This is a genomic window from Bradyrhizobium sp. 930_D9_N1_4, from assembly GCF_052076015.1.
Classification (GTDB): domain Bacteria; phylum Pseudomonadota; class Alphaproteobacteria; order Rhizobiales; family Xanthobacteraceae; genus Bradyrhizobium.
Window position 1 is genome coordinate 687,696 of record NZ_CP197236.1, and the last position, 22,372, is coordinate 710,067.

Genomic DNA, 22,372 nt, shown 5'->3' on the forward strand with positions numbered 1-22,372 from the left:
GCTTCACATCTCGCTACGCTCGCTGTGAATCGACCCTCCCCCTCCAGGGGAGGGTGGGCATCTCGGCTTTGGCCATGAATGAGAATTCGACCATGACCCTCACCCCCACCGGCTTCCTCGACATCGGCACGGCCAGCCTCGAATACAAATGGCTCGCGCCAGCATCCGCCGATGCGCCCACCATTGTCATGCTGCATGAAGGCCTCGGCTCCGTCGGCCTCTGGGGCGACTTCCCGGAAAATCTTCAGCAGGCGACCGGCGCAGGCATCTTCGTCTATTCGCGCGCAGGCTATGGTCAATCCAGCCCGGTGACGCTGCCGCGGCCGCTCGATTACATGCAGCGCGAAGCGCTGGACGTGCTCCCGAAAATTCTAGATGCGATCGGCTTCAAGCGCGGCCTGCTGCTCGGTCATTCCGACGGCGCCTCGATCGCGACGATCTATGCCGGCGCGCATCAGGACCATCGGCTGCAAGGTCTCGTGCTGATGGCGCCGCATTTCATCGTCGAGGATATCTCGGTGGCATCCATCGCCGCGATCAAGACCACCTTCGAGACCACCGACCTCAAGGCAAAGCTCGCGCGCTGGCACAAGGACGTCGACAATGCCTTCCATGGCTGGAACGGCGCCTGGCTCGATCCTAAATTCCGCGACTGGGACATCTCGGAATATCTGGCCTATGTCCGCGTTCCCATTATGGTCCTGCAAGGTGCGGCCGACCAATATGGGACACTGCGTCAGGTCGAAATTGCGCGGGAAGAGTGTTACTGTCCGGTAGATTTGAAAATTATTTCAGACGCGGGCCATTCCCCGCATCGTGAAGCGCCGGGGGCGACGCTTGACGCAATTGAGCAATTTGCAAGCGCGGCCCTGCGCGACGATCAGGGACTCCAGGTACGCGCCGCATGATCATGCGGAGGCACATCCATGAATGTGCCTTCACATGCGAGCGGCCAATTGCCGTGGCCGCGATGGGCCTATGTGCCGGGCGAGGCCGGCGGGGTCGATGCGGATTACCAGACGCTCGATATGGCCAAGGCGCTGGTGCCCTCGGCCTTCCGCGGCTATGTGCCGGCGCGCCATCCGGCGCTGCGCTACGGGCTCGCGCTCAACGACCGCGGCTATTTCTGGGAATCGCAGGAGGTGCTGGAGGCGGTCTGGGCCGCCGCACCGCAGGGCGGCCGCGAGCGGATCCTGCTGCGCGCCTGCATTCATGTGTCCAATGCCAATCTGCGGCTGCGGATGCAGCGCTCCCATTCGGCCGCCCGCCTGTTCGGCGACGCGCAAACGGAGTTGCGGGCGCTGAGCTCGCGCAAGGCTGCTCCTGGCGGCGACGGCTTTGTCGAGAGCTTTCCGATTCCGGCGCTCAACGCGCTGCTCCAGGCCAAGCTCGGCCGTCCCCAGCTCTCCAAGGCCGACTGGATCGCCCTCAGCGCCATCGTGCGGTCATAGCCGATTGCATGAAACAAAGTGCATGCATGGGCGGTTAAGGACTAGACGCCTCCCAAAAGATGCACTATTGTGCATCTAACGGTAAGCGCGACAACGCATAACAAGCTCAAGGGTGGCCCATGGCCGGGGAAGATCGGCGCCTCGCAGGTGGCGCGACATTCATCGATTTCCAGACCGAACCGTCCCGCTACAAGCACTGGAAGCTGGCGGTCGATGGCGACGTCGCGACGCTGACCATGGACGTCGATGAGAATGGCGGCCTGTTCGAAGGCTATCTGCTCAAGCTCAATTCCTACGATCTCAGCGTCGACATCGAACTTGCGGACGTGGTGCAGCGGCTGCGCTTCGAGCATCCCGAGGTGAAGGTCGTGGTGATGCGCTCGGCCAAAAATCGCGTGTTCTGCGCCGGCGCCAACATCCGCATGCTCGCGGGCTCCACCCATGCCCATAAGGTGAACTTCTGCAAATTCACCAACGAGACCCGCAACGGCATGGAAGACTCCTCGGAGAACTCCGGCCAGCGCTTCATCACGGTCGTGAACGGCTCCGCCGCCGGCGGCGGCTATGAGCTTGCGCTGGCGACCGACCATATCATCCTCGCTGACGACGGCGCCTCGGCTGTGTCGCTGCCCGAAGTGCCGCTGCTCGCGGTGCTGCCGGGCACCGGCGGCCTGACGCGTGTGGTCGACAAGCGAAAAGTGCGTCGCGACCACGCCGACTTTTTCTGCACCATCGAGGAAGGCGTGAAGGGCAAGCGCGCGGTGCAGTGGCGCCTCGTCGACGAGATCGCGCCGAACTCGAAGCTCGAGGCCAAAGTCGCCGAACGCGCCAGGGAATTCGCCGATGGCTCGAAGCGCAAGGGTGGCAGCAAGGGCATCGCGCTCACCCCGCTCAAGCGTGTCATCGACGAGACCAGCATCCGCTATGGCTTTGTCACGGTCGACATCGACCGCGCCGCGCGCATCGCCACCATCTCGATCAAGGCGCCGGAGGCGGCAGCACCCGCCGACATCGACGGCCTGCTGGCGCAGGGCGCCTCGTTCTGGCCGCTGCGGGTGGCGCGTGAGATCGATGATGCGATCCTGCACCTGCGCATCAACGAGCTCGAGATCGCCATGCTGGTGTTCAAGAGCCATGGCGACCGCGCCCATGTGCTCGCCAGCGACGCTTTCCTCGAAGCCAATAAGGCGCACTGGCTGGTCAACGAAATCCGCCACTACTGGAAGCGCGTGCTCAAGCGCATCGACGTCACCTCGCGCACGTTGGTCACGCTGGTCGAGCCGGGCTCCTGCTTTGCCGGCACGCTCGCCGAACTCGTGTTCGCCGCCGACCGCTCCTACATGCTGATCGGTACGCGGCAGGGCGACAATCGCCCGCCGCCGTCGATCGAACTCTCCGCGATGAATTTCGGCCCGTATCCGATGAGCCACGGCCTGACCCGACTGGAGTCGCGCTTCCAGGCCGATCCGGCGGATGTGGAGCGCGCGGAAGCCACGATGGGCACCGCCCTCGACGCGGAGCAGGCCGAGGAACTCGGCCTTGTCACCTTCGCGCTCGACGACATCGACTGGGACGACGAGGTCCGCGTGTTCCTCGAGGAGCGCGCCAGCTTCTCGCCCGACAGCCTCACCGGCATGGAAGCGAGCCTGCGCTTCGTCGGCCCCGAGACGATGGAATCGAAAATCTTTTCGCGCCTGACCGCGTGGCAGAACTGGATCTTCCAGCGCCCGAACGCGGTCGGCGAGGAAGGCGCGCTCCGCCGCTATGGCAGCGGCCAGAAGCCGAAATTCGATATGACGAGAGTCTAGCTTTTCGTGTCCCGGGCGCGGCGCAGCACGAAGTGATGCGACGCAGAACCGGGACCCACAGAGACCGAGCAATAGGTCCCGGCTCAGCAGTGCAGCACTTCGCGCCGCACTGCGTCCGGGACACGAGACCGAACAAGGAGTACGGCCATGAACATCATGAACGTCGACTACTCGACCAAGATTCCGAACAACGTGAATCTCGCCGAAGACCGTCAGGTGCTGAAGGCGCTGGAAGGCTGGCATCCCGGCTATATGGATTGGTGGAGCGACATGGGGCCGGAAGGTTTCCAGGAATCGCTGGTTTACCTGCGCACCGCTTATTCCGTCGATCCGCGCGGCTGGGCCAAGTTCGACTACGTCCGCATGCCCGACTATCGCTGGGGCATTCTGCTGGCCCCGCAGGAAGAGAACCGCGTCGTGCCGTTCGGCGAGCATTTTGGCGAGCCGGCCTGGCAGGAAGTGCCGGGCGAATATCGCGCCATGCTGCGCCGCCTGATCGTGATCCAGGGCGATACCGAGCCGGCCTCGGTCGAGCAGCAGCGCCATCTCGGCAAAACCGCGCCCTCGCTCTACGACATGCGCAATCTGTTCCAGGTCAACGTCGAGGAAGGCCGCCATCTCTGGGCGATGGTCTACCTGCTTCAGAAGTATTTTGGCCGCGACGGCCGTGAAGAAGCCGATGATTTGCTCCGCCGCCGCTCCGGCGATGCCGATGCGCCGCGCATGCTCGGCGCCTTCAACGAGGCGACGCCCGACTGGCTGTCGTTCTTCATGTTCACCTACTTCACCGACCGCGACGGCAAGATGCAGCTGCACTCGCTGGCGCAATCGGGCTTCGATCCGCTGTCGCGCACCTGTCGCTTCATGCTGACCGAGGAAGCGCACCACATGTTCGTCGGCGAGACCGGTATCACCCGCGTCGTGCAGCGCACTTGTGACGCGATGCGCGAAGCCGGCATTACCGATCCCACCGATATCGCCAAGGTCCGCGCGCTCGGTGTGATCGATCTTCCGACCATCCAGAAGAAGCTGAACCTGCATTATACGCTGTCGCTCGACCTGTTCGGTTCGGAAGTCTCGACCAACGCGGCCAATGCCTTCAACACCGGCATCAAGGGCCGCTATCACGAGACCCAGATCGACGACGATCACCAGCTCAAGAACGCGACCTATCCGGTGCTCAAGTTCATCGACGGCGAGATCAAGCTGGTCGACGAGCCGGCGCTGACCGCGCTCAACATGCGCCTGCGCGACGATTACAGCCAGGATTGCGTCAAGGGCATGCTGCGCTGGAACAAGGTGATCTCGACCGCCGGCTACGACTTCCAGCTCAAGCTGCCGAACGTGGCCTTCCATCGCCACATCGGCGAGTTCAAGAGCATCCACGCGACGCCGGATGGACTTTTGATCGACGACGCCAATTGGGCCAAGCGCAAGGACGATTGGCTGCCCTCGACCGCCGACGGCGACTTCATCACCTCGCTGATGCAGCCCGTCACCGAGACCGGCGTGTTCGCCTCCTGGATCTCGCCGCCGAAAGTCGGCATCGACAACAAGCCCGGCGATTTCGAGTATGTGAAGATCGAGTCGTAAGACTGCTCCACACTCACTGTCGTCCCGGACAAGCAAAGGCCAGACAACGCGATGCGTTGTCTGGCCTTTGTGCAGATCCGGGACCCATAACCCCAGGGAGAGGTTATGGAGCGAGCTGACAACTCCGAGCCTTCGCCACATTGCTCCCTGTGGTTATGGGTCCCGGATCTGCGCTCCGCTTGTCCGGGACGACAGCGGCGTGTGAGGCGAGCGTAGAGCGTTGTCCTACCTCAATCGCTATCCCACCCGCTCCCCTTGATCCCCGCGTTCGCGTAGACGATGCCACCATCCACCGCGATGGTAGCGCCCACCACGTAATCGCCCGCGCGCGAGGCGAGGTAGATCGCCGCGCCCGCCATGTCCTCGTCGGTGCCGATGCGGCCCGCGGGCACACGCGTCGAGACTTCGTCGGCGTGATCGCGTGCGGCGCGGTTCATGTCGGATTTGAACGGGCCCGGCGCGATCGCCGTGACGACGATGTTGTCGGGGATGAGCTTCACCGCCATGCGCCGCGTCAGATGGATCAGGCCGGCCTTGCTCGCCGCATAGGAATAGGTCTCGCCGGGATTGACGAAGATGCCGTCGATCGAGGCGATGTTGATCACCTTCGCCGGCCGTTCTGCGGAGGCTGACGCGCGCAGTGTCGGCGCCAGCGCCTTGGTCAGGAAGAACGGCGCCTTGACGTTGAGGTTCATCACCTTGTCCCAGCCGCTCTCCGGGAATTCGTCGAACTCCGCGCCCCAGGCTGCGCCCGCATTGTTGACGAGGATGTCGAGCTTTGGCTCGCGCTTGCCGTATTCACTCGCCAGCAGCTCCGCACCGGCAACGGTCGAGATGTCGATCGGCAGCGCGATGCATTCGCCGCCATACTGCGCGATGAGCTCGTTCGCGGTGGCCTCGCACGGTCCCGCCTTGCGCGCGGTGATGTAGACCTTTGCCGCGCCGGCGCTGAGAAATCCCGCCGCGATCATTTTGCCGATGCCGCGCGAGCCGCCGGTCACCAGCGCGACGCGGCCTTTGAGCGAGAACAGATCGTTGAACATGGTGCCTCCCTTGGTTCGCGACGTTTTGAGCGTGGCGGGGAGGGGAGTCAAGAAATGCGCCGAATGCCGCATGACGGCGGAGATCGTGGCCTTAAGCCGCCGCGATACGGCGGAAGCCGTTCCACATCGCGGTCGCGGCGCCCGAGGTCAGCACCGGCAGAATCCGCGCGTCCTGGTAATTGCCGTTGAGCGAGACGCGCGGCAGCGCCGTCATGTGGCCGGCATTCTCAGCGAACAGCATACCGGGCCGCGTCGTCACCGCGGTCTTGAAGCCGGCAGCCGCGGCCAACGCGAACTCGCGGTCGCCCGCGGCCTCGCGGTCGCCATAGGGGTAGGCGAAATGCTGAACCTTGCGGCCGAGCGCCTGCTCGATCCGCGCGCGACCCACGGCCATCTCATGCGTTGCGATCTCTTCGCCCTGCTTGGCGAGATTGCAATGGCTGATGGTGTGGGCGCCGATCGTGACCAGCGGATCGGCGGCAAAGGCCTTCACCTCATCCCATGACAGGCACAGGCTGCGGCACAGCGCTTCCATGTCGACGTCGTATTTGGCGCACAGCGCCTCGATCTCGCGCTTGAGATCGTGCTCGCCCGGCAACGCACGCAGCCAGTCGTGCAGGCGGTCGAACGCCGCCTGCTTTGCCGCCGGTGTCGTCGCGTCCAACCGCAGCGCGGAATTGCCGATCTGCACGTCGACCTGCTCGGCCTTGGCGATCACGGCTTCGAGCGCGGTCCACCACAGACGTCCGGTGCCCTCGGCGAAATCGCTGGCGACATACACAGCCAAAGGCGCGTCAAATTCGCGCAGAACCGGCAGCGCATAGTCGAGATTGTCGCGGTAGCCGTCGTCGAGGGTGAAGGCGGCGAAGCGGCGCTCGAACCGGCCCTGCACCAGCCGCTCATGCAGCTCGTCCATGCTGACGATGTCGATCTCGCGCGAGCGCAAATGGCTCAGCGTGGCGCGCAGGAATTCCGGGGTGACTTCGAGATGCCGGTTCGGCTGGAATGCGGCCTCGCGGGCCGGCCGCACGTGATGCAGCATGAAAATAGCACCCACGCCCGACAAAAGCGGGCGCAACAGGTGGTGCGCCCCGCTGAAATAGAGTGCTCCCAGCCCGGCGCGGATGACGTTGTTACGGAGTTGTTTCATGACCGGCTGGCCGACCCCTGGCATTCCACCCTCAACTTAGGGTGACACCCTTGAAGAAAAAGTTATTCCAATTGTCCATGCGCGGCCCTTGGAAGGGCCTCATTTCCGGTTTGACAGCCTGCCAAGGGTTTGTTTTGTCTCCGGTTCCAGAGTTCGGGTCGTCGAATGCAGAAGCTTTTCAGGTGGGCCAGCAAATGGTGGCCGGGGTTGATCCCCCTGGCCGTCATGTGGGGATTTGCGGCCTGGAATAATACCTTGCCGGTCGAGGCGGACCTGTCCGCACGCAGTTCGGCCGCCCTCAAGGACACCGTTCTGGACAAGACCCGGATCGCGGTCGACGGCCGCGACGTCAGCCTGGCCGCGGACGCCTTTTCCGAGGAAGGGCGCCGCGACGCGGTGATGGCGGTCGAGATCGTCCCGGGCGTGCGCCTGGTCGACGACCGGACCCGCCTTGTTCCAGAAGCCCAGCCCTTTGTCTGGAATGCCGAGCGCGACGTGGTGCGGGTGACCCTGTCGGGCTCCGCGCCCCTGCCGTCGATGAAGGCCCGCCTGACCGAGGCGGCGCGCAAGGAGGTCAACGGGGTCGAAGTCGCCGATCAGATGGCCCTGGCGCGCGGTGCGCCGCCACGGTTCGAGGCGGCCGCGATGCTGCTGCTCGACCAGATCGGCAAGCTCAAGGACGGCAAGATCACGATCACCGACACCAAGGTCAATCTGTCGGGCATGGCGCGCGACCTCGGCGGCCGTGAGGCGATTGCGGCTGCGCTGAAGAACCTGCCCGAGGGTTTTTCGATCGCCGCCAACGAGGTCAAGGCGCCGCCTTATATCTTCCAGGCCTACAAGGATCCGGTCGCCGCCACCGTGACGCTGACCGGCTACGTGCCCGACAACAATGTGCACGCGGCCATTGCCACGAGTGCTTCGCGAAAGTTCTTCACCGAAAAGGTGGTGGACAATCTCAAGGCCAGCATCGGCGCGCCGGCGTCCTTCAATACCTCCGTGGTCGCAGCGCTCGGTGCGCTGTCGCGGCTGTCGACCGGCACGCTCGTGGTCTCGGACCGCGAGGTGAAGCTGTCGGGAGATGCACTCTATGAAGGTGCCGCCAACGACATCCGCGCAGGGCTGGGCAAGGACTTCCCGAAGAACTGGCAGTACAAGCCGGAGATCACGGTGAAGCCGGCTGCGGGCCCGGTCGATGGCACCGTCTGCCAGCAATTGTTCACGGAACTGCTGAACAAGGGCAAGATTCGCTTCGCAGCCAAGCGCGCCGACATCGATCCGGACTCCGCTGCCATTCTCGATCATCTCATCGAGACGGCTTTGCGCTGTCCCACCACCAATATCGAGGTGGCCGGGCATACCGATGCCGACGGCGAGGACGCCTTCAACCAGGCGCTTTCGGAGAAGCGCGCGCAGGCCGTGATCGACTATCTGGTCAAGGCCGGTTTGCCCGCCACCCGCTTCACCGCGGTCGGCCATGGCGCCACGCAGCCGCTCGCCGGCAACGACACCGACGAAGGCAAGGCGCAGAACCGCCGCATCGAATTTCTGGTGAGGTGACGATGCCCTATCTCGTCTCGTTCCATATGGGCTGGCTGATCGGCTCGCTGCTGTTGGGCTTCTGCATGGGCTGGATCTCCGTGGTCCAGCGCGGCAACGGCACTTCGAAAGTGACCGCGCGCTGGCTCGCGGTGCTCGCTGTCGCCCTGGTCGCGGCCTCGTTCGCGCATGTGGTCCCCGGACGCTTCGGCTACTGGCTCGACCTCGGCCTGATCATGTTCGCCTGCTATCTCGTCGGCTGCACCATCGGCGCCTGGCTGCGCGACCGGGTGGTCGCGCGGACCGCGCCGCCAGCCGCTCTGTGATGTTGCCGTGCACCCGGGCTGCCGGGGCAGGGCTGTTTGCGCGCCCCTTCGGCGCATCGGGACACCGTGAACAAACGCTCACATTGCCCCTCTTTCAACCGGCAGGCGCGCCCCATAGATTGATTTCGGCTTAAGCCGTGACGGAACATTGTGCGGTCGAAATCATCAAAACTTCATGGCGGCTGCGCAGGATCGCCACGGAGATTCGCGTCAGTCTTGCCGCCGAAAGCGCCAAACCGTGCATCAGGAGCCTGCAACCCTGCCTAAAATATTGAAGGCACGAGTTTTTGTTCGAATTGCCGAATTCCACTCCGCCCCAAAACGCGCTAGTGGAGGGGCAGGGGGCATGCGCGATGCCGGAGCCGGCGGCGAGGGTTCGTTGAGTGCCTGTGCGTCGTCCGCCTGTCCGCCGGCCACCCTGGCCGCTGAAGCGTTGTTCGAGGTCTAGATGCTGGAAGCCATACGCAGAGCGATGACGTTTCTGCGCCAGAAGCAAATCCTGCATAAGCTTGGAGTTGTGATCAGCGTCGCGGTCATCGGTATCGCTTGCTATGTGCTCTACCACATGCTCCGCGGCATCGACATGAACGAGGTCATGGAGGCGATCAAGAGCACCGAGCCGAGCCAGATTGCGATGGCGGCGCTGTTCGTGGCTGCGGGCTATTTCACCCTGACCTTCTACGACCTGTTCGCCGTGCGCGCGATCGGCCACGCCCACGTGCCCTACCGCATCAATGCGCTCGCCGCCTTCACCTCCTATTCGATCGGCCACAATGTCGGGGCCAGCGTCTTCACCGGCGGCGCGGTGCGCTATCGCATCTATTCGGCCTACGGCCTGAATGCGATCGACGTCGCCAAGATCTGCTTCCTCGCCGGCCTGACCTTCTGGCTCGGCAATGCCGCCGTGCTCGGCCTCGGCATCGCCTATCATCCGGAAGCCGCCGCCTCGATCGACCAGCTTCCGGCCTGGCTGAACCGCACGGCGGCGCTGATGATCATTGTCGGGCTGGTCGGCTATGTGGTCTGGGTCTGGACCCAGCCGCGCGTGGTCGGCCGCGGGCCCTGGACCGTGGTGCTCCCCGGCGGGCCGCTGACACTGCTTCAGATCGCGATCGGCATCGTCGATCTCGGCTTCTGCGCGCTGGCGATGTACGTGCTGGTTCCGGACGAGCCGAATCTCGGCTTCGTCGTCGTCGCGGTGATCTTCGTCTCGGCGACGCTGCTCGGCTTTGCCAGCCATTCGCCCGGAGGCTTAGGGGTGTTCGACGCTGCCATGCTGGTCGGGCTCTGGCAGATGGACCGCGAGGAACTGCTGGGCGGCATGCTCCTGTTCCGCGTCCTCTATTATCTCGCCCCCTTCGTCATCTCTGTAATCTTGCTGACGTTTCGCGAGGTTATCATCGGGGCCAGATCGAAGCGCCTGCAGCAGGCGGCGCTCAAGCTCGACCCCGGCCCGGCACCCGAGGCCGCCTATGTGAGAGAGCGCAGCGACAGCGGCGCCTGACCGGCGCTAATCTTTGGCGTATGGCCCCCAGGAGAAGCTCGCCCCGATGGCGATCGACACCCCATCTTCTCCCCCCGCCCAGCCCTGGTCCGACCGGCTGCGGCACTCGACCGTCATCCTGATTGCCGCCGCGCTGGCGCTGTCGGTGGTGGTCTCGCTCGGCGAATTGTCGGTGCTGCATGCCGTTGCCGTGTTCCTCTGTATTGCCGTTGCGGCGCTGATTCCATGGCGTTTGCACGACGCCGCGGCGTCGCGCGACGACGTCCGACGCATCAATCCGGTCGAGAGCGCGGCGGTGGCCGCAGTCGTCGCCGGCATGCCGGATCCGGCGGTGCTGCTCGATCGCGCCGGCCGCGTCATCCATCTCAATGCCGCAGCAGCCCAGCTTGCGCCGGCGTTGCGCAGGAACGAGCTCGCCCAGTTCGCGTTGCGCTCGCCGGAGATCATCACGGCGCTGCGCGAGTCGATTGCGACCACCGAGCCGCGCCGCGCGACCTATCTCGACCACGTCCCGGTCGACCGGTGGATGGAGCTGATCATCACCCCGGTGCCGGTGCCGACCAGCTTCGGCGGCGCCGACAAATGCATGCTGATGACCTTCCACGACCAGACGCCGCTGCGCCGGGTCGAGGAGATGCGTGCCGACTTCGTCGCCAATGCCAGCCACGAGCTGCGCACGCCGCTGGCCGCGCTGTCCGGCTTCATCGACACGCTCCAGGGCCAGGCCAAGGACGACCCCAAGGCGCGTGAGCGCTTCCTCGGCATCATGCACAACCAGGCGACCCGCATGGCGCGTCTGATCGACGACCTGCTCTCCCTGTCGCGGGTCGAACTGTCGGCCCATGTCCGGCCCGACACCCTGGTCGACCTGCTGCCGATCATCTTCCAGGTCGCCGACGGGCTCGAGCCGCTGGCGCGGGAGCGCCAGGTCGAGGTCGAGACCCATCTGCCGGAAGCGCCCGTGATGATCGCGGGCGACCGCGAGGAGCTGCTTCGCCTGTTCGAGAATTTGATCGAGAACGCGCTCAAATACGGCGCCTCTGGCGGGCGTGTCATCGTGTCGCTGACCAATGCCGTGGCCCCTGATGGAACTCAGGAAATCCGGGTCATGGTCCGTGACTTCGGCCCCGGCATTGCGCCCGAGCACCTGCCGCGCCTGACCGAGCGGTTCTACCGGGTGGACGTCGGCGACAGCCGCTCCCAAGGCGGAACGGGACTCGGATTATCGCTGGTGAAACATATTCTTAACCGGCATCGCGGCCGGCTTTTGATCGAAAGTGTCCCTAAGCAGGGTGCCACTTTTGCCGCCTGCTTTCCCCAGGTGAAGACTCCCGCCGCAATCTGATACTCAAGCGATTTCAATCGCTTGACTGCGTCATCCAGCTGTCACGAAACCTTCGTAAAAGCACAGCCGACCGCTCCTAAAGGGGCGGGACGGGGAGCGCGATCGGGCGCTGATGGCGCTTCGCTCCCCTGTATGGAGACCAGCATGAATTTCATCAAAACTATCGTCGCTGCCGGCTTGGTCGCCGCAACGACGACGGCAGCCTTTGCTGCCGACATCACGGGCGCCGGCGCGACCTTCCCGTTCCCGATTTATTCCAAGTGGGCTGACGCCTATAAGAAGGAGACCGGCAACGGTCTGAACTACCAGTCGATCGGTTCCGGCGGCGGCATCAAGCAGATCCAGGCCAAGACCGTGACCTTTGGCGCCAGCGACGCGCCGCTCAAGGCCGAGCAGCTCGAGAAGGATGGCCTCGTGCAGTGGCCGATGGTGATGGGCGCCATCGTTCCGGTCGTCAACATCGAGGGCGTGAAGCCCGGTGAGATGGTGTTCGACGGCGAGACCCTCGCCGGTATCTATCTCGGCAAGATCACCAAGTGGGACGACGCCGCGATCAAGAAGCTCAATCCGAGCCTGAAGCTGCCCTCGGACGCCATCACCGTGGTCCGCCGCTCGGACGGTTCGGGCACCACCTTCAACTTCACCAACTACCTCGCCAAGGCCAGTGCGGAGTGGAAGAGCAAGATCGGTGAAGGCACCGCGGTCGAGTGGCCGGTCGGCGTCGGCGCCAAGGGCAACGAAGGCGTGTCGGGCAACATCAGCCAGACGAAGAACTCGATCGGCTACGTCGAGTACGCCTATGCCAAGCAGAACAAGCTGACCTACACCGGTCTCGTCAACAAGGCCGGCAAGCCGGTGCAGCCGACCGTCGAAGCCTTCCAGGCGGCCGCGTCCAACGCCGACTGGGCCAAGGCTCCCGGCTATTACGTCATCCTGACCGACCAGCCCGGCGAGAAGTCCTGGCCGATCACGGCAGCGACTTTCATCCTCATGCACAAGGATGCCACCGACAAGGCGGCCTCGCAGGAAGCCATCAAGTTCTTCCGCTGGGCCTTCAAGAGCGGCGGCAAGGCGGCTGAAGAGCTCGACTACATCCCGATGCCGGAAGGCGTCGTGACCCTGGTCGAGAAGACCTGGGCTGCCGAGATCAAGAGCTAATCTCTCCTCGACCAACACGGTGCAGCCGGGGCGGCTGCACCGTGAACGACAAGGTTTCGGCCCCGGATCGGCGACGCGCCGTGCCCGGGGCACGAGACCGGCAATTCAAAAACACTTATAGTCAGTACAGGGGATCGGCGTGGCTGAGATGGCTGTCGAGAGCAATGTAATTGATGCCGCTGGACCTTATGATCGCGCCAAGGCGTTAGGCGCATTCAAGCTCGGCGATGTCACTTTCTACTGGATCACGCGGCTCAGCGCGATCTCCGTGCTGCTGATCCTCGGCGGCATCATCCTGTCGCTGATCGTCGGGGCCTTCCCGGCGATGAAGGAATACGGTTTCTCCTTCCTGTGGACGCAGCGCTGGGCGCCGTCAGCAGATCCCCCTGTGCTCGGCGCGCTCGGCCCGATGTACGGCACGCTCGTCACCTCCTTCATCGCGATGCTGATCGCCATTCCGGTCGGTCTCGGCATTGCAATATTCCTCACCGAGCTCTGCCCGCAATGGCTGCGCCGCCCGATCGGCATGGCGGTCGAGCTGCTCGCCGGCATTCCCTCGATCATCTATGGCATGTGGGGCTTCTTCGTGCTCGGCCCGTTCCTGGCCAACACGTTCCAGCCCTTCATGATCAGGATCTTCGACGGCGTCCCCGTGCTGGGCGCGATCTTCGCGGGTCCCCCGTCCTATCTCAGCATGTTCAACGCCGCGCTGATCCTCGCCATCATGGTGCTGCCCTTCATCACCTCGATCTCGGTCGACGTGTTCAAGACGGTGCCGCCGGTGCTGAAGGAAGCCGCCTACGGCGTCGGCTGCACCACCTGGGAAGTCGTCCGCAGCGTGGTCATCCCCTACACCCGCGTCGGCATCATCGGCGGCGTCATGCTGGCGCTGGGCCGCGCGCTCGGCGAGACCATGGCGGTCACCTTCATCATCGGCAACTCGTTCCGTATCTCCTCATCGATCTTCGCGCCGGGCACCACGATCTCGGCGGCGATCGCATCCGAGTTCGCCGAGAGCGATGGCCTGCATCAGTCCGGCCTGATCCTGCTCGGTCTCCTGCTGTTCGTACTCACGTTCTTCGTGCTGGCTGCGGCGCGATTGATGCTGATGCGGCTCGACAAGAAGGCGGGGAAGTAAAGTCATGGCCCTCAATCCGATCTATTCGCGCCGTCGCCGCAAGGACGTCGTCATCCGCGGGCTCTGCTTTGCCGCAGCCGTCTTCGGCGTCACCTGGCTCGCGCTGATCCTGGTCACGCTGCTCTTCAACGGCCTGGCCGGCCTGAACCTCGAGCTCTTCGTCGCGGACACTCCGCCTCCGGGCTCGACCGAAGGCGGCCTGCGCAACGCCATCGTCGGTTCGGTCATCATGACGGTGATCGGCGTCGGCATCGGCGCGCCGCTCGGCCTGTTCGCCGGCACCTATCTTGCCGAATACGGCCGCAACGATCGCCTAACCTCGGTGATCCGTTTCATCAACGACATCCTGCTCTCGGCGCCCTCGATCATCATCGGCCTGTTCATCTATGGCGCGGTGGTGGTGCCGATGCGCGGCTTCTCGGCGATCGCAGGCAGCCTTGCGCTTGCCGTCATCGTGATCCCGGTGGTGCTGCGCACGACCGAGGACATGCTGCTGTTGGTGCCGAATCCCCTGCGCGAGGCGGCTTCCGCGCTCGGCCTGCCGCGCTCGCTGGTGATCAAGCGGATCGCCTATCGTGCGGCCCGGTCGGGTCTCATCACCGGCGTGATGCTGGCGACTGCCCGCGTCGCCGGCGAGACCGCGCCGCTGCTGTTCACGGCGCTGTCGAACCAATTCTTCAGCCTGGGCCTGAACAAGACGATGGCCAACCTGCCGGTGACCATCAACAACTTCGTGCAGAGCCCCTATGCCTACTGGAAGCAGTTGGCCTGGAGCGGCGCCCTGCTGATCACTTTGACCGTGCTTGCCCTGAACATTGGCGCACGCATCCTGAGCGCCGAGAGGACTGCAAAATGAGCGACATGTCTGTTTCCGTCAGTACGGCCTCCGTCCATCCCGGCTCGCAGCCGCTGCCCGAAGCTCCGGCCAAGGTGACGGTTCGCAACCTCAATTTCTATTACGGCGAGCACCACGCGCTGAAGAACATCAACCTGACGCTCGGCGCCAACCGCGTCACGGCGTTCATCGGCCCGTCGGGCTGCGGCAAGTCGACCCTGCTGCGCATCTTCAACCGGATGTACGACCTCTATCCGGGCCAGCGCGCCACCGGTCAGCTCATGCTAGACCAGACCAACGTCCTCGACCCCAGGCTGGACCTCAATCTGCTGCGCGCCCGCGTCGGCATGGTGTTCCAGAAGCCGACGCCGTTCCCGATGACGATCTACGAGAACATCGCGTTCGGCATCCGCCTCTATGAGAAGATCTCGAAATCCGAGATGGATGGCCGCGTCGAGAAGGCGCTGCGTGGCGGCGCGCTCTGGAACGAGGTCAAGGACAAGCTCAATGCCTCCGGCCTGTCGCTCTCCGGCGGCCAGCAGCAGCGCCTCTGCATCGCCCGCACCGTCGCGGTACGGCCCGAGGTGATCCTGTTCGACGAGCCCTGCTCGGCGCTCGACCCGATCTCGACCGCCAAGGTCGAGGAGCTGATCCAGGAGCTGTCCGAGGATTACACGATCGCGATCGTCACCCATAACATGCAGCAGGCGGCGCGCGTCTCCGGCAAGACCGCCTTCATGTATCTCGGCGAGCTGATCGAGTTCGACGACACCAACAAGATCTTCACGTCGCCGAGCGATCGGCGCACGCAGGATTACATCACCGGCCGGTTCGGCTGAGGAGACGGGACATGGGTTCTGAACATACCGCAAAAGCCTTCGACACCGACCTGCAGGAACTCACCCGCCTGGTCGCCGAGATGGGCGGCATCGCCGAGCGCATGATCGTCGATTCCGTCGGCGCATTGATCCGCCGCGACGTCGCGCTCGGTCAGCGCGTCGTCACCATCGACGCCGAGCTGGACGCGCTCCAGAAGAAGATCGAGGAGCGTGCCGTTCTCACCATCGCACGCCGCCAGCCGATGGCGGTCGATCTGCGCGAGATCGTCGGCGCGATGCGCGTCGCCACCGATCTCGAACGCATCGGCGACCTCGCCAAGAACATGGGCAAGCGCGTCGCGGCGCTGGAGACGGACTTCCATCCGCTCAAACTGTTCCGCGGCCTCGAGCACATGACCGACCTCGTGCAGCAGCAGGTCAAGTCGGTGCTGGACGCCTACGCCGCGCACGACCTGCCGGCGGCGATGGCGGTGTGGAAGGGCGACGAGGAAGTCGACGCCATCTGCACATCGCTGTTCCGCGAGCTCCTCACCTACATGATGGAGGATCCGCGCAACATCTCGTTCTGTATCCATCTGATGTTCTGCGCCAAGAACATCGAGCGCATCGGCGACCACGCCACCAACATCGCCGAGACCGTGTTCTACATGATCGAGGGACAGGCGATCACCGACAAGCGTCCGAAGGGCGACATGACGACTTTCGCCACGTCGGTCCCGAATACCTGATTTCCTGAAGGAGCGACGACCCGATGGGCGCACGCATTATGGTGGTTGAAGACGAGGAAGCTCTCACCGAGCTGCTTCGCTACAACCTCGAAGGCGACGGCTATGACGTCGAGACGGTGATGCGCGGCGACGACGCCGACACCCGCCTCAAGGAGCACATCCCCGATCTGATCGTGCTCGACTGGATGCTGCCGGGGCTGTCAGGCATCGAATTGTGCCGGCGGCTTCGTACCCGCCCCGAGACCAAGCAGCTCCCGATCATCATGCTCACCGCACGCGGTGAGGAGAGCGAGCGGGTCCGCGGGCTAGCGACCGGTGCCGACGACTACATCGTCAAGCCGTTCTCGGTGCCGGAGCTGTTGGCGCGTGTGAAGGGCCTGCTCAGGCGCGCTAGCCCCGAGCGGCTCGCCACCGTGCTCGCCTATGGCGACATCGAGCTCGACCGCGACAAGCGCCGCGTGGCGCGCTCGGGCCGGCCGATCGATCTCGGCCCGACCGAATATCGCCTGCTGGAGTTCTTCTTGGAGCATCCGGGCCGGGTGTTCTCGCGCGAGCAGCTGCTCGACAGCGTCTGGGGCCGCGACATCTATATCGACGAGCGCACCGTCGACGTCCATATCGGCCGCCTGCGCAAGTTGCTCAATCTCGGCCGCGAGCAGGATCCGATCCGCACCGTCCGCGGCGCCGGCTACGCGCTCGACGACCGCTTTGCGAAGGCAGAGCAGGCGTCAAGCTAACGGCCAATAAGCCAACAAAAAAGCGCGCCGGATGGCGCGCTTTTCTTTTTCTCGATGTCGCCTGAGGCCGTGCTCAGCGCGGCCCGGGCTTTGCCGGTGCACGGCGACGATCAGCGGCCGGCTGATACGCGACGCGCGAGTGCTGGGCGCAGTAAGGCAGGCCCGAGAGCGCCTTGCCGCCGCAGAAGAAGAAATCCGGGCTCGAGGGATCGCCGACCGGCCAGTGGCAGGTGGCTTCGTTCAGCTCCAGCAGCGACAGCCGCTGGCTCATCGGCACCACGTTGTCGTAAGTAACCGGTTCAGCCTCGACTTCGACCTCGAAGGCCTGCGCCAGCGCGGTGTTGCCGCGTGCGATGGGACGGCTCACCCGCATCATGTGCTGGGCGGGACGCGCCTTGCGCGGCCGGGGCGCAGCGGATGAGGGGCTCTTGGCGCGGCCGGACAGGCCGAGCCTGTGCACCTTGCCGATCACGGCGTTGCGGGTGACATTACCGAGCTCTGCCGCGATCTGGCTGGCCGAAAGTCCGGCCTCCCAGAGCTTTTTCAGCTGCTCGACGCGATCATCCGACCAGGTCAAAACCGTCATTGCACCCTTTCCTTCGCCGGCGCCTGCCATCCTGGGGCCGCACAGCGAATGCCTAAGCTTCGAAAAACCCGTGCCGCCAGAATCCCTTAAGGCTCGCCGGGCGCAACTTGAACGCCCGAACGCTTACGCCGGTACAAGAGGACTCTTGGGATCAGAACTGCCGCACGAGATGTCGTATCTGACAAGCCAAACGCTACAATATGGCGTGACTCACGCGCAAGAGTCCGCCGACTCGCTTCCACATGTTCCGTGGCGAAAATCCCGCAAATCGCCACCGCAAGACTACGGATTCTGCGTTTCGCGAGGCTTTCCGGGCGGCATTGACACCCGTCTTGCCAGGCATAAGATAGCCCCACGTGCCGCCCTTAAAAGGCGGCACGTTTCGTTTTCCGGGCCGGTTGATGGTGCGTTGCGCAATGCACGCTCACACCGTCCGCAACAATCAAGTGACCGTCATGACTAACAGCGCAGCGCCGCATTTGCTCCCCGTTTTCGCCAGGTCCGACCTCGGTTTCGAGCGCGGCGAAGGCTGCTGGCTGATCGCGACCAATGGCGACCGCTACCTCGATTTTACCTCCGGCGTCGCCGTGAACGCGCTCGGCCATGCCCATCCCGCGCTGGTCACGGCGTTGCAGGAGCAGGCGACGAAGCTCTGGCACATGTCGAACCTGTTCCAGAGCCCGGACGGCGAAAAGCTTGCCGCGCGCCTGTGCCATGAGAGCTTTGCGGACTTCGTGTTCTTCTGCAATTCCGGCGCCGAGGCGCTGGAGGGTGTGATCAAGCTGGTCCGCCATCATCACTTCTCCAAGGGGCACCCGGAACGCTATCGCATCATCACCTTCGAAGGCGCCTTCCACGGCCGCACGCTGGCAACGCTGGCTGCGACGGGCTCGGCAAAATATCTCGAAGGTTTTGGACCGCCGATGGATGGTTTCGACCAGATCCCGCACGGTGACATCGAGGCCGTGAAGAAGGCGATCGGTCCGCAGACCGCCGGCATCCTGATCGAGCCGATCCAGGGCGAGGGCGGCGTGCGCTCGGCGACGCCTTCCTTCCTGAGGGCGTTGCGCCAGCTTTGCGACGAGAAGGGCCTGCTGCTCGCGTTCGACGAGGTGCAGACCGGCATGGGCCGCACCGGCGATCTGTTCGCGCATCGGCGCACCGGTGTGACACCCGACGTGATGTCGCTGGCGAAGGCGCTCGGCGGCGGCTTCCCGATCGGCGCGATCCTGGCGACCGCGGATGCGGCGTCCGGGATGGGGCCGGGCTCCCACGGCTCGACCTTCGGCGGCAATCCGTTGGCGATCGCGGCGGCGAATGCCGTGCTCGACGTGATGCTCAAGCCCGGCTTCTTCGACCACGTGCAGAGGATGTCGCTGCTGCTCAAGCAGAAGCTCGCTTCCGTGATCGACCGGCATCCTGATGTCGTCAGCGAAGTGCGCGGCGAGGGGCTTCTGATCGGCATCAAGGCCGTGGTGCCCTCCGGCGACCTGGTCGCGGCGCTGCGCAACGAAAAACTGCTCACCGTCGGCGCCGGCGACAACGTCGTGCGCTTCCTGCCACCCTTGATCGTCACCGAAGCGGAGATCGAGGACAGCGTCGGGCGGTTAGAGCGTGCCTGCACTGCGCTTGCCGGCAACAAGCGGGCGGCAAGCTGATGAGCAAGTCCCCGAGTAAAACGCCGAAGCACTTCCTCGATATCAACGAGCTGCCGCTGTCGGAGCTCAAGAGCATGCTCGCAGCCTCCTCCGCCATGAAGGCGAAGCAGAAGGCGCATCAGCCGGTGAGGCCGCTCGAAGGCAAGACGCTGGCGATGATCTTCGAGCGTCCCTCGACCCGCACCCGCGTGTCGTTCGACGTCGCCATGCGCCAGCTCGGCGGCGAGCCCATCATGCTCACCGGCGCCGAGATGCAGCTCGGCCGCGGCGAGACCATCGCCGACACCGCGCGCGTTCTCTCGCGCTATGTCGACGCCATCATGATCCGCATCCTCAATCACGAGGCCCTGCTGGAGCTTGCGGAATATGCGACCGTGCCCGTCATCAACGGCCTGACGCGGCGCTCGCATCCGTGCCAGGTGATGGCCGACCTCATGACCTACGAGGAGCATCGCGGCCCGATCGAGGGCCGGACGGTGGCCTGGACCGGCGACGACAACAACGTGCTGGCCTCCTGGGCGCACGCCGCCGAGCGCTTCAAGTTCAAGCTCAACGTCGCCACGCCGCCGGAGCTCGCACCGAAAAAGGCGATGCGCGACTTCATCAAATCGACCGGCGCGTCGATCGTGCTCGGCACCGATGCGGAAGCCGCCGTGAAGGGCGCCGATTGCGTCGTCACCGACACCTGGGTGTCGATGGGCGACAAGGAAGGCGAGCACCGTCACAACGTGCTCAAGCCCTACCAGGTCAATTCCAAGCTGATGTCGCTGGCCAAGTCCGATGCGCTGTTCATGCACTGCCTGCCCGCCCATCGCGGCGAGGAAGTCACGGACGAGGTGATCGACGGCCCGCAATCGGTCGTGTTCGACGAGGCCGAAAACCGCCTGCATGCGCAGAAGGGCATTCTGGCCTGGTGCTTCGACGCGGTGAAGTGATGAGGCGACGGAGCGGTGGCTGCGCCACCCTCCGCTGTCGTCCCGGACAAGCGAAGCGCAGATCCGGGACCCATAACCACAGGACGTCGTTTGACGAGGACTCGGAGTTGTCGTCGTGCGCTACAACGCAATCCTGTGGTTATGGGTCCCGGGTTCGCGCTATCGCGCGCCCCGGGACGCCGCCGAGTTTGAGGCGCTCGCACCCCTTTTATTTCTGTCCTCCGACCCCAGATAATGCGCCATGGTTTCCCAATCCCCTGACATGAAAACCGGGCCTGAAGGCCCGGTTCGCGCGCCATCCGCGGTTCCGATCGATGACGCCGTGCTGCCCTACGAGGTCGACGCGCTCGACGTGCGTGGCCGCCTGGTGCGGCTCGGGCCTGCGCTCGACGAGATCCTGACCAAGCACGATTATCCAGCGCCGGTCGGCAAGCTGCTCGGCGAAGCCATCGTGCTGACGACGCTGCTCGGCTCGGCGCTGAAATTCGAGGGCCGTTTCATCCTCCAGGCCCAGACCGACGGTCCGGTGTCGTTCCTGGTGGTTGACTATCAGGCGCCGGATCGCCTGCGCGCCTATGCGCGTTTCGACGCCGCGCGCCTCGGTGATGCCCAAAAATCCGGAATGGACTCCGGCACGCTGCTCGGCCATGGCCATCTTGCCATGACCATCGACCAGGGCCCCGACATGAGCCGCTACCAGGGTCTGGTCGCGCTCGACGGCGGCAGCCTGGAAGATGCAGCTCACGAATATTTCCTGCGCTCCGAACAGATCCCCACGCGCGTGCGCCTCGCAGTCGGCGAGGAGTGGCGCTCGAACGACGGTGGCAAGCATCGCTGGCGTGCCGGCGGCATGCTGATGCAGTTTCTGCCGAAGGCGCCCGAGCGCGCGCGGCAGGCCGATCTGCATCCCGGCGACGCGCCCGAAGGCGTCGAGGTGCATGCTGTCACTGAGGATGACGCCTGGGTCGAGGCGCGCTCGCTGATCGACACCGTCGAGGACGTCGAGCTGATCGATCCCGAGCTCTCCGGCGAGCGGCTGCTGTATCGTCTCTTCCACGAGCGCGGCGTGCGCGTGTTCAATCCGATGGTTCTCAGGGCGCAGTGCTCCTGCTCGCGCGATGCGGTCGCATCCATGCTGAAGAGCTTTTCAGCCGACGATCGCAGCGCGATGGTGAAAGACGACAAGGTCGTCGTGACCTGCGAGTTCTGTAGCTCGGTGTACCAGTTCACGCCGGATGAAGCGGGCGTGGAAGACGCGTAGGCGCCGCATCCTCCGTCATGCGAGCGTAGCGAAGCAATCCAGAGTCTTTCCGCGGCGGGATTCCGGATTGCTTCGCTGCGCTCGCAATGACGATGGGGAGACAATTTGCCAAGAGTTCGGACATCGTAGGGTGGGCAAAGCGTAAGCGTGCCCACGATCTCGTGCCGTCATCGAGAATGGTGGGCACGGCGCTTTGCGCCTTTGCCCACCCTACGGCACCGATCTAATTCAACACCCGCTTATTGTCCGGGCTGTCCAGCGAGAAGGTCGGCACGTCGATCTCGAAGCGTTCGCCGCTTTCGCTGACCATCTGGTAGCGGCCGGTCATGAAGCCGGATGCGGTCGTGAGCGGCACGCCGGAGGTGTATTCGAAGCGTTCGCCGGGGGCGAGCGTCGGCTGCTCGCCGACCACGCCCTCGCCCTTGACCTCCTGCTGGCGCCCGGTGGCGTCGGTGATGATCCAGTGCCGCGTCTTCAACTGCACGGTCTCCTCGCCCGAATTGGTGATGACGATGGTGTAGGACCAGAAATAGCGGGAGCGGTCGGCGGCCGACTGCTCCGGAACAAAGTTCGGCTCGACGGTTACTTCGATGTGGCGGGTCACGGCGCGGTACATGGCGGCCATCATAACGAAAACCCCGCCGGGAACCAAACCCTGCAAGGCGGCTTTCGTGACATCGTCCCGCCCGAATTGGCGCGGAAGTACGCCCCATGTGATCCGGGTCGCTTTGCGAGACG

Annotated in this window: 21 protein-coding genes; 17 read left to right on the forward strand and 4 right to left on the reverse strand. The window is 64.5% G+C overall.

Annotation, left to right across the window (positions count from 1 at the left end):
* The first annotated feature begins 74 nt into the window (after nucleotides 1-74).
* The 4 genes from AB7532_RS03195 (at nucleotide 75) to boxB (ending at nucleotide 4,852) form a co-directional block, all read left to right on the forward strand.
* Nucleotides 75-908, forward strand: a complete 834-nt coding sequence (locus AB7532_RS03195; RefSeq protein ID WP_441239180.1) for an alpha/beta fold hydrolase — start codon at nucleotides 75-77, stop codon at nucleotides 906-908.
* 18 nt (nucleotides 909-926) lie between these two features.
* Entirely contained in the window at nucleotides 927-1,451 is a 525-nt protein-coding gene (locus AB7532_RS03200; protein ID WP_441233386.1) for a DUF309 domain-containing protein, read from the forward strand.
* Between the two features lie 119 nt (nucleotides 1,452-1,570).
* Complete coding sequence (gene boxC, locus AB7532_RS03205) at nucleotides 1,571-3,259, forward strand: 2,3-epoxybenzoyl-CoA dihydrolase (protein WP_441233387.1); 1,689 nt, start codon at nucleotides 1,571-1,573, stop codon at nucleotides 3,257-3,259.
* Between the two features lie 156 nt (nucleotides 3,260-3,415).
* On the forward strand, nucleotides 3,416-4,852 hold the full coding sequence (gene boxB / locus AB7532_RS03210) for a benzoyl-CoA 2,3-epoxidase subunit BoxB (RefSeq protein ID WP_441239181.1): 1,437 nt from the start codon (nucleotides 3,416-3,418) through the stop codon (nucleotides 4,850-4,852).
* Nucleotides 4,853-5,082: 230 nt separating this feature from the next.
* Here boxB and AB7532_RS03215 read toward each other — a convergent pair whose 3' ends face one another.
* Both AB7532_RS03215 and AB7532_RS03220 read right to left on the reverse strand, forming a co-directional pair.
* Nucleotides 5,083-5,895: an SDR family oxidoreductase gene (locus AB7532_RS03215; protein ID WP_441233388.1), complete on the reverse strand. Its 813-nt coding sequence runs from the start codon at nucleotides 5,893-5,895 to the stop codon at nucleotides 5,083-5,085.
* A 91-nt stretch (nucleotides 5,896-5,986) separates the two neighbouring features.
* Complete coding sequence (locus AB7532_RS03220) at nucleotides 5,987-7,045, reverse strand: polysaccharide deacetylase family protein (RefSeq protein WP_441233389.1); 1,059 nt, start codon at nucleotides 7,043-7,045, stop codon at nucleotides 5,987-5,989.
* A gap of 165 nt (nucleotides 7,046-7,210) precedes the next feature.
* Between AB7532_RS03220 and AB7532_RS03225 the strand changes: the two genes are divergently transcribed.
* The 10 genes from AB7532_RS03225 to phoB all read left to right on the forward strand — a co-directional run bounded on the left by AB7532_RS03225 (nucleotide 7,211) and on the right by phoB (nucleotide 17,194).
* Nucleotides 7,211-8,605, forward strand: coding sequence for an OmpA family protein (locus AB7532_RS03225; protein ID WP_441233390.1), 1,395 nt, complete (start codon nucleotides 7,211-7,213; stop codon nucleotides 8,603-8,605).
* 2 nt (nucleotides 8,606-8,607) lie between these two features.
* Nucleotides 8,608-8,910 carry a hypothetical protein gene (locus tag AB7532_RS03230; RefSeq protein WP_441233391.1) on the forward strand — a complete coding sequence of 101 codons (303 nt, stop codon included), beginning with the start codon at nucleotides 8,608-8,610 and terminating at the stop codon, nucleotides 8,908-8,910.
* Nucleotides 8,911-9,358: 448 nt separating this feature from the next.
* A complete protein-coding gene (locus AB7532_RS03235; RefSeq protein WP_441233392.1) occupies nucleotides 9,359-10,414 on the forward strand; it encodes a lysylphosphatidylglycerol synthase domain-containing protein in 1,056 nt (351 codons plus the stop codon).
* A gap of 46 nt (nucleotides 10,415-10,460) precedes the next feature.
* On the forward strand, nucleotides 10,461-11,759 hold the full coding sequence (locus AB7532_RS03240) for an ATP-binding protein (RefSeq protein WP_441233393.1): 1,299 nt from the start codon (nucleotides 10,461-10,463) through the stop codon (nucleotides 11,757-11,759).
* 144 nt (nucleotides 11,760-11,903) lie between these two features.
* Nucleotides 11,904-12,917 (forward strand): phosphate ABC transporter substrate-binding protein PstS, encoded by a 1,014-nt coding sequence (gene pstS / locus AB7532_RS03245; protein WP_441233394.1) that lies wholly within the window; start codon nucleotides 11,904-11,906, stop codon nucleotides 12,915-12,917.
* A gap of 148 nt (nucleotides 12,918-13,065) precedes the next feature.
* Nucleotides 13,066-14,055 carry a phosphate ABC transporter permease subunit PstC gene (pstC, locus tag AB7532_RS03250; protein WP_441239182.1) on the forward strand — a complete coding sequence of 330 codons (990 nt, stop codon included), beginning with the start codon at nucleotides 13,066-13,068 and terminating at the stop codon, nucleotides 14,053-14,055.
* A gap of 4 nt (nucleotides 14,056-14,059) precedes the next feature.
* Nucleotides 14,060-14,911 (forward strand): phosphate ABC transporter permease PstA, encoded by an 852-nt coding sequence (gene pstA, locus AB7532_RS03255; RefSeq protein WP_441233395.1) that lies wholly within the window; start codon nucleotides 14,060-14,062, stop codon nucleotides 14,909-14,911.
* Entirely contained in the window at nucleotides 14,908-15,729 is an 822-nt protein-coding gene (gene pstB / locus AB7532_RS03260) for a phosphate ABC transporter ATP-binding protein PstB (protein WP_441233396.1), read from the forward strand. Before pstA ends, pstB begins: the two co-directional genes overlap by 4 nt.
* 11 nt (nucleotides 15,730-15,740) lie before the next feature.
* A complete protein-coding gene (phoU, locus tag AB7532_RS03265; RefSeq protein ID WP_441233397.1) occupies nucleotides 15,741-16,457 on the forward strand; it encodes a phosphate signaling complex protein PhoU in 717 nt (238 codons plus the stop codon).
* Between the two features lie 23 nt (nucleotides 16,458-16,480).
* Nucleotides 16,481-17,194, forward strand: a complete 714-nt coding sequence (gene phoB, locus AB7532_RS03270; protein WP_441233398.1) for a phosphate regulon transcriptional regulator PhoB — start codon at nucleotides 16,481-16,483, stop codon at nucleotides 17,192-17,194.
* A 73-nt stretch (nucleotides 17,195-17,267) separates the two neighbouring features.
* On the opposite strand, the gene AB7532_RS03275 is transcribed toward phoB, so the two are convergent.
* The gene (locus AB7532_RS03275; RefSeq protein WP_015689154.1) at nucleotides 17,268-17,780 is read right to left on the reverse strand and encodes a GcrA family cell cycle regulator; all 513 of its coding nucleotides are present in this window, start codon (nucleotides 17,778-17,780) and stop codon (nucleotides 17,268-17,270) included.
* Between the two features lie 455 nt (nucleotides 17,781-18,235).
* On the opposite strand from AB7532_RS03275, the gene AB7532_RS03280 reads away from it, so the two are divergent.
* The 3 genes from AB7532_RS03280 (at nucleotide 18,236) to AB7532_RS03290 (ending at nucleotide 21,634) form a co-directional block, all read left to right on the forward strand.
* Nucleotides 18,236-19,438, forward strand: coding sequence for an aspartate aminotransferase family protein (locus AB7532_RS03280; protein ID WP_441233399.1), 1,203 nt, complete (start codon nucleotides 18,236-18,238; stop codon nucleotides 19,436-19,438).
* Nucleotides 19,438-20,373: an ornithine carbamoyltransferase gene (gene argF / locus AB7532_RS03285; protein ID WP_441233400.1), complete on the forward strand. Its 936-nt coding sequence runs from the start codon at nucleotides 19,438-19,440 to the stop codon at nucleotides 20,371-20,373. The genes AB7532_RS03280 and argF overlap by 1 nt, the downstream gene beginning before the upstream one ends.
* A gap of 241 nt (nucleotides 20,374-20,614) precedes the next feature.
* Nucleotides 20,615-21,634, forward strand: a complete 1,020-nt coding sequence (locus AB7532_RS03290) for an Hsp33 family molecular chaperone (protein ID WP_441233401.1) — start codon at nucleotides 20,615-20,617, stop codon at nucleotides 21,632-21,634.
* A 223-nt stretch (nucleotides 21,635-21,857) separates the two neighbouring features.
* Here the strand turns inward: AB7532_RS03290 and apaG are convergent, their stop codons facing one another.
* Nucleotides 21,858-22,250: a Co2+/Mg2+ efflux protein ApaG gene (gene apaG / locus AB7532_RS03295; protein WP_441233402.1), complete on the reverse strand. Its 393-nt coding sequence runs from the start codon at nucleotides 22,248-22,250 to the stop codon at nucleotides 21,858-21,860.
* Nucleotides 22,251-22,372: the final 122 nt, after the last annotated feature.

Excerpts from the sequence above, each read along its gene's own strand:
- AB7532_RS03195 (WP_441239180.1), top strand. The coding sequence starts at position 75 with ATGAATGAGAATTCGACCATGACCCTCACCCCCACCGGCTTCCTCGAC.
- AB7532_RS03200 (WP_441233386.1), top strand. The coding sequence starts at position 927 with ATGAATGTGCCTTCACATGCGAGCGGCCAATTGCCGTGGCCGCGATGG.
- boxC (WP_441233387.1), top strand. The coding sequence starts at position 1,571 with ATGGCCGGGGAAGATCGGCGCCTCGCAGGTGGCGCGACATTCATCGAT.
- boxB (WP_441239181.1), top strand. The coding sequence starts at position 3,416 with ATGAACGTCGACTACTCGACCAAGATTCCGAACAACGTGAATCTCGCC.
- AB7532_RS03215 (WP_441233388.1), bottom strand. The coding sequence starts at position 5,895 with ATGTTCAACGATCTGTTCTCGCTCAAAGGCCGCGTCGCGCTGGTGACC.
- AB7532_RS03220 (WP_441233389.1), bottom strand. The coding sequence starts at position 7,045 with ATGAAACAACTCCGTAACAACGTCATCCGCGCCGGGCTGGGAGCACTC.
- AB7532_RS03225 (WP_441233390.1), top strand. The coding sequence starts at position 7,211 with ATGCAGAAGCTTTTCAGGTGGGCCAGCAAATGGTGGCCGGGGTTGATC.
- AB7532_RS03230 (WP_441233391.1), top strand. The coding sequence starts at position 8,608 with ATGCCCTATCTCGTCTCGTTCCATATGGGCTGGCTGATCGGCTCGCTG.
- AB7532_RS03235 (WP_441233392.1), top strand. The coding sequence starts at position 9,359 with ATGCTGGAAGCCATACGCAGAGCGATGACGTTTCTGCGCCAGAAGCAA.
- AB7532_RS03240 (WP_441233393.1), top strand. The coding sequence starts at position 10,461 with ATGGCGATCGACACCCCATCTTCTCCCCCCGCCCAGCCCTGGTCCGAC.
- pstS (WP_441233394.1), top strand. The coding sequence starts at position 11,904 with ATGAATTTCATCAAAACTATCGTCGCTGCCGGCTTGGTCGCCGCAACG.
- pstC (WP_441239182.1), top strand. The coding sequence starts at position 13,066 with ATGGCTGTCGAGAGCAATGTAATTGATGCCGCTGGACCTTATGATCGC.
- pstA (WP_441233395.1), top strand. The coding sequence starts at position 14,060 with ATGGCCCTCAATCCGATCTATTCGCGCCGTCGCCGCAAGGACGTCGTC.
- pstB (WP_441233396.1), top strand. The coding sequence starts at position 14,908 with ATGAGCGACATGTCTGTTTCCGTCAGTACGGCCTCCGTCCATCCCGGC.
- phoU (WP_441233397.1), top strand. The coding sequence starts at position 15,741 with ATGGGTTCTGAACATACCGCAAAAGCCTTCGACACCGACCTGCAGGAA.
- phoB (WP_441233398.1), top strand. The coding sequence starts at position 16,481 with ATGGGCGCACGCATTATGGTGGTTGAAGACGAGGAAGCTCTCACCGAG.
- AB7532_RS03275 (WP_015689154.1), bottom strand. The coding sequence starts at position 17,780 with ATGACGGTTTTGACCTGGTCGGATGATCGCGTCGAGCAGCTGAAAAAG.
- AB7532_RS03280 (WP_441233399.1), top strand. The coding sequence starts at position 18,236 with ATGACTAACAGCGCAGCGCCGCATTTGCTCCCCGTTTTCGCCAGGTCC.
- argF (WP_441233400.1), top strand. The coding sequence starts at position 19,438 with ATGAGCAAGTCCCCGAGTAAAACGCCGAAGCACTTCCTCGATATCAAC.
- AB7532_RS03290 (WP_441233401.1), top strand. The coding sequence starts at position 20,615 with ATGGTTTCCCAATCCCCTGACATGAAAACCGGGCCTGAAGGCCCGGTT.
- apaG (WP_441233402.1), bottom strand. The coding sequence starts at position 22,250 with ATGTACCGCGCCGTGACCCGCCACATCGAAGTAACCGTCGAGCCGAAC.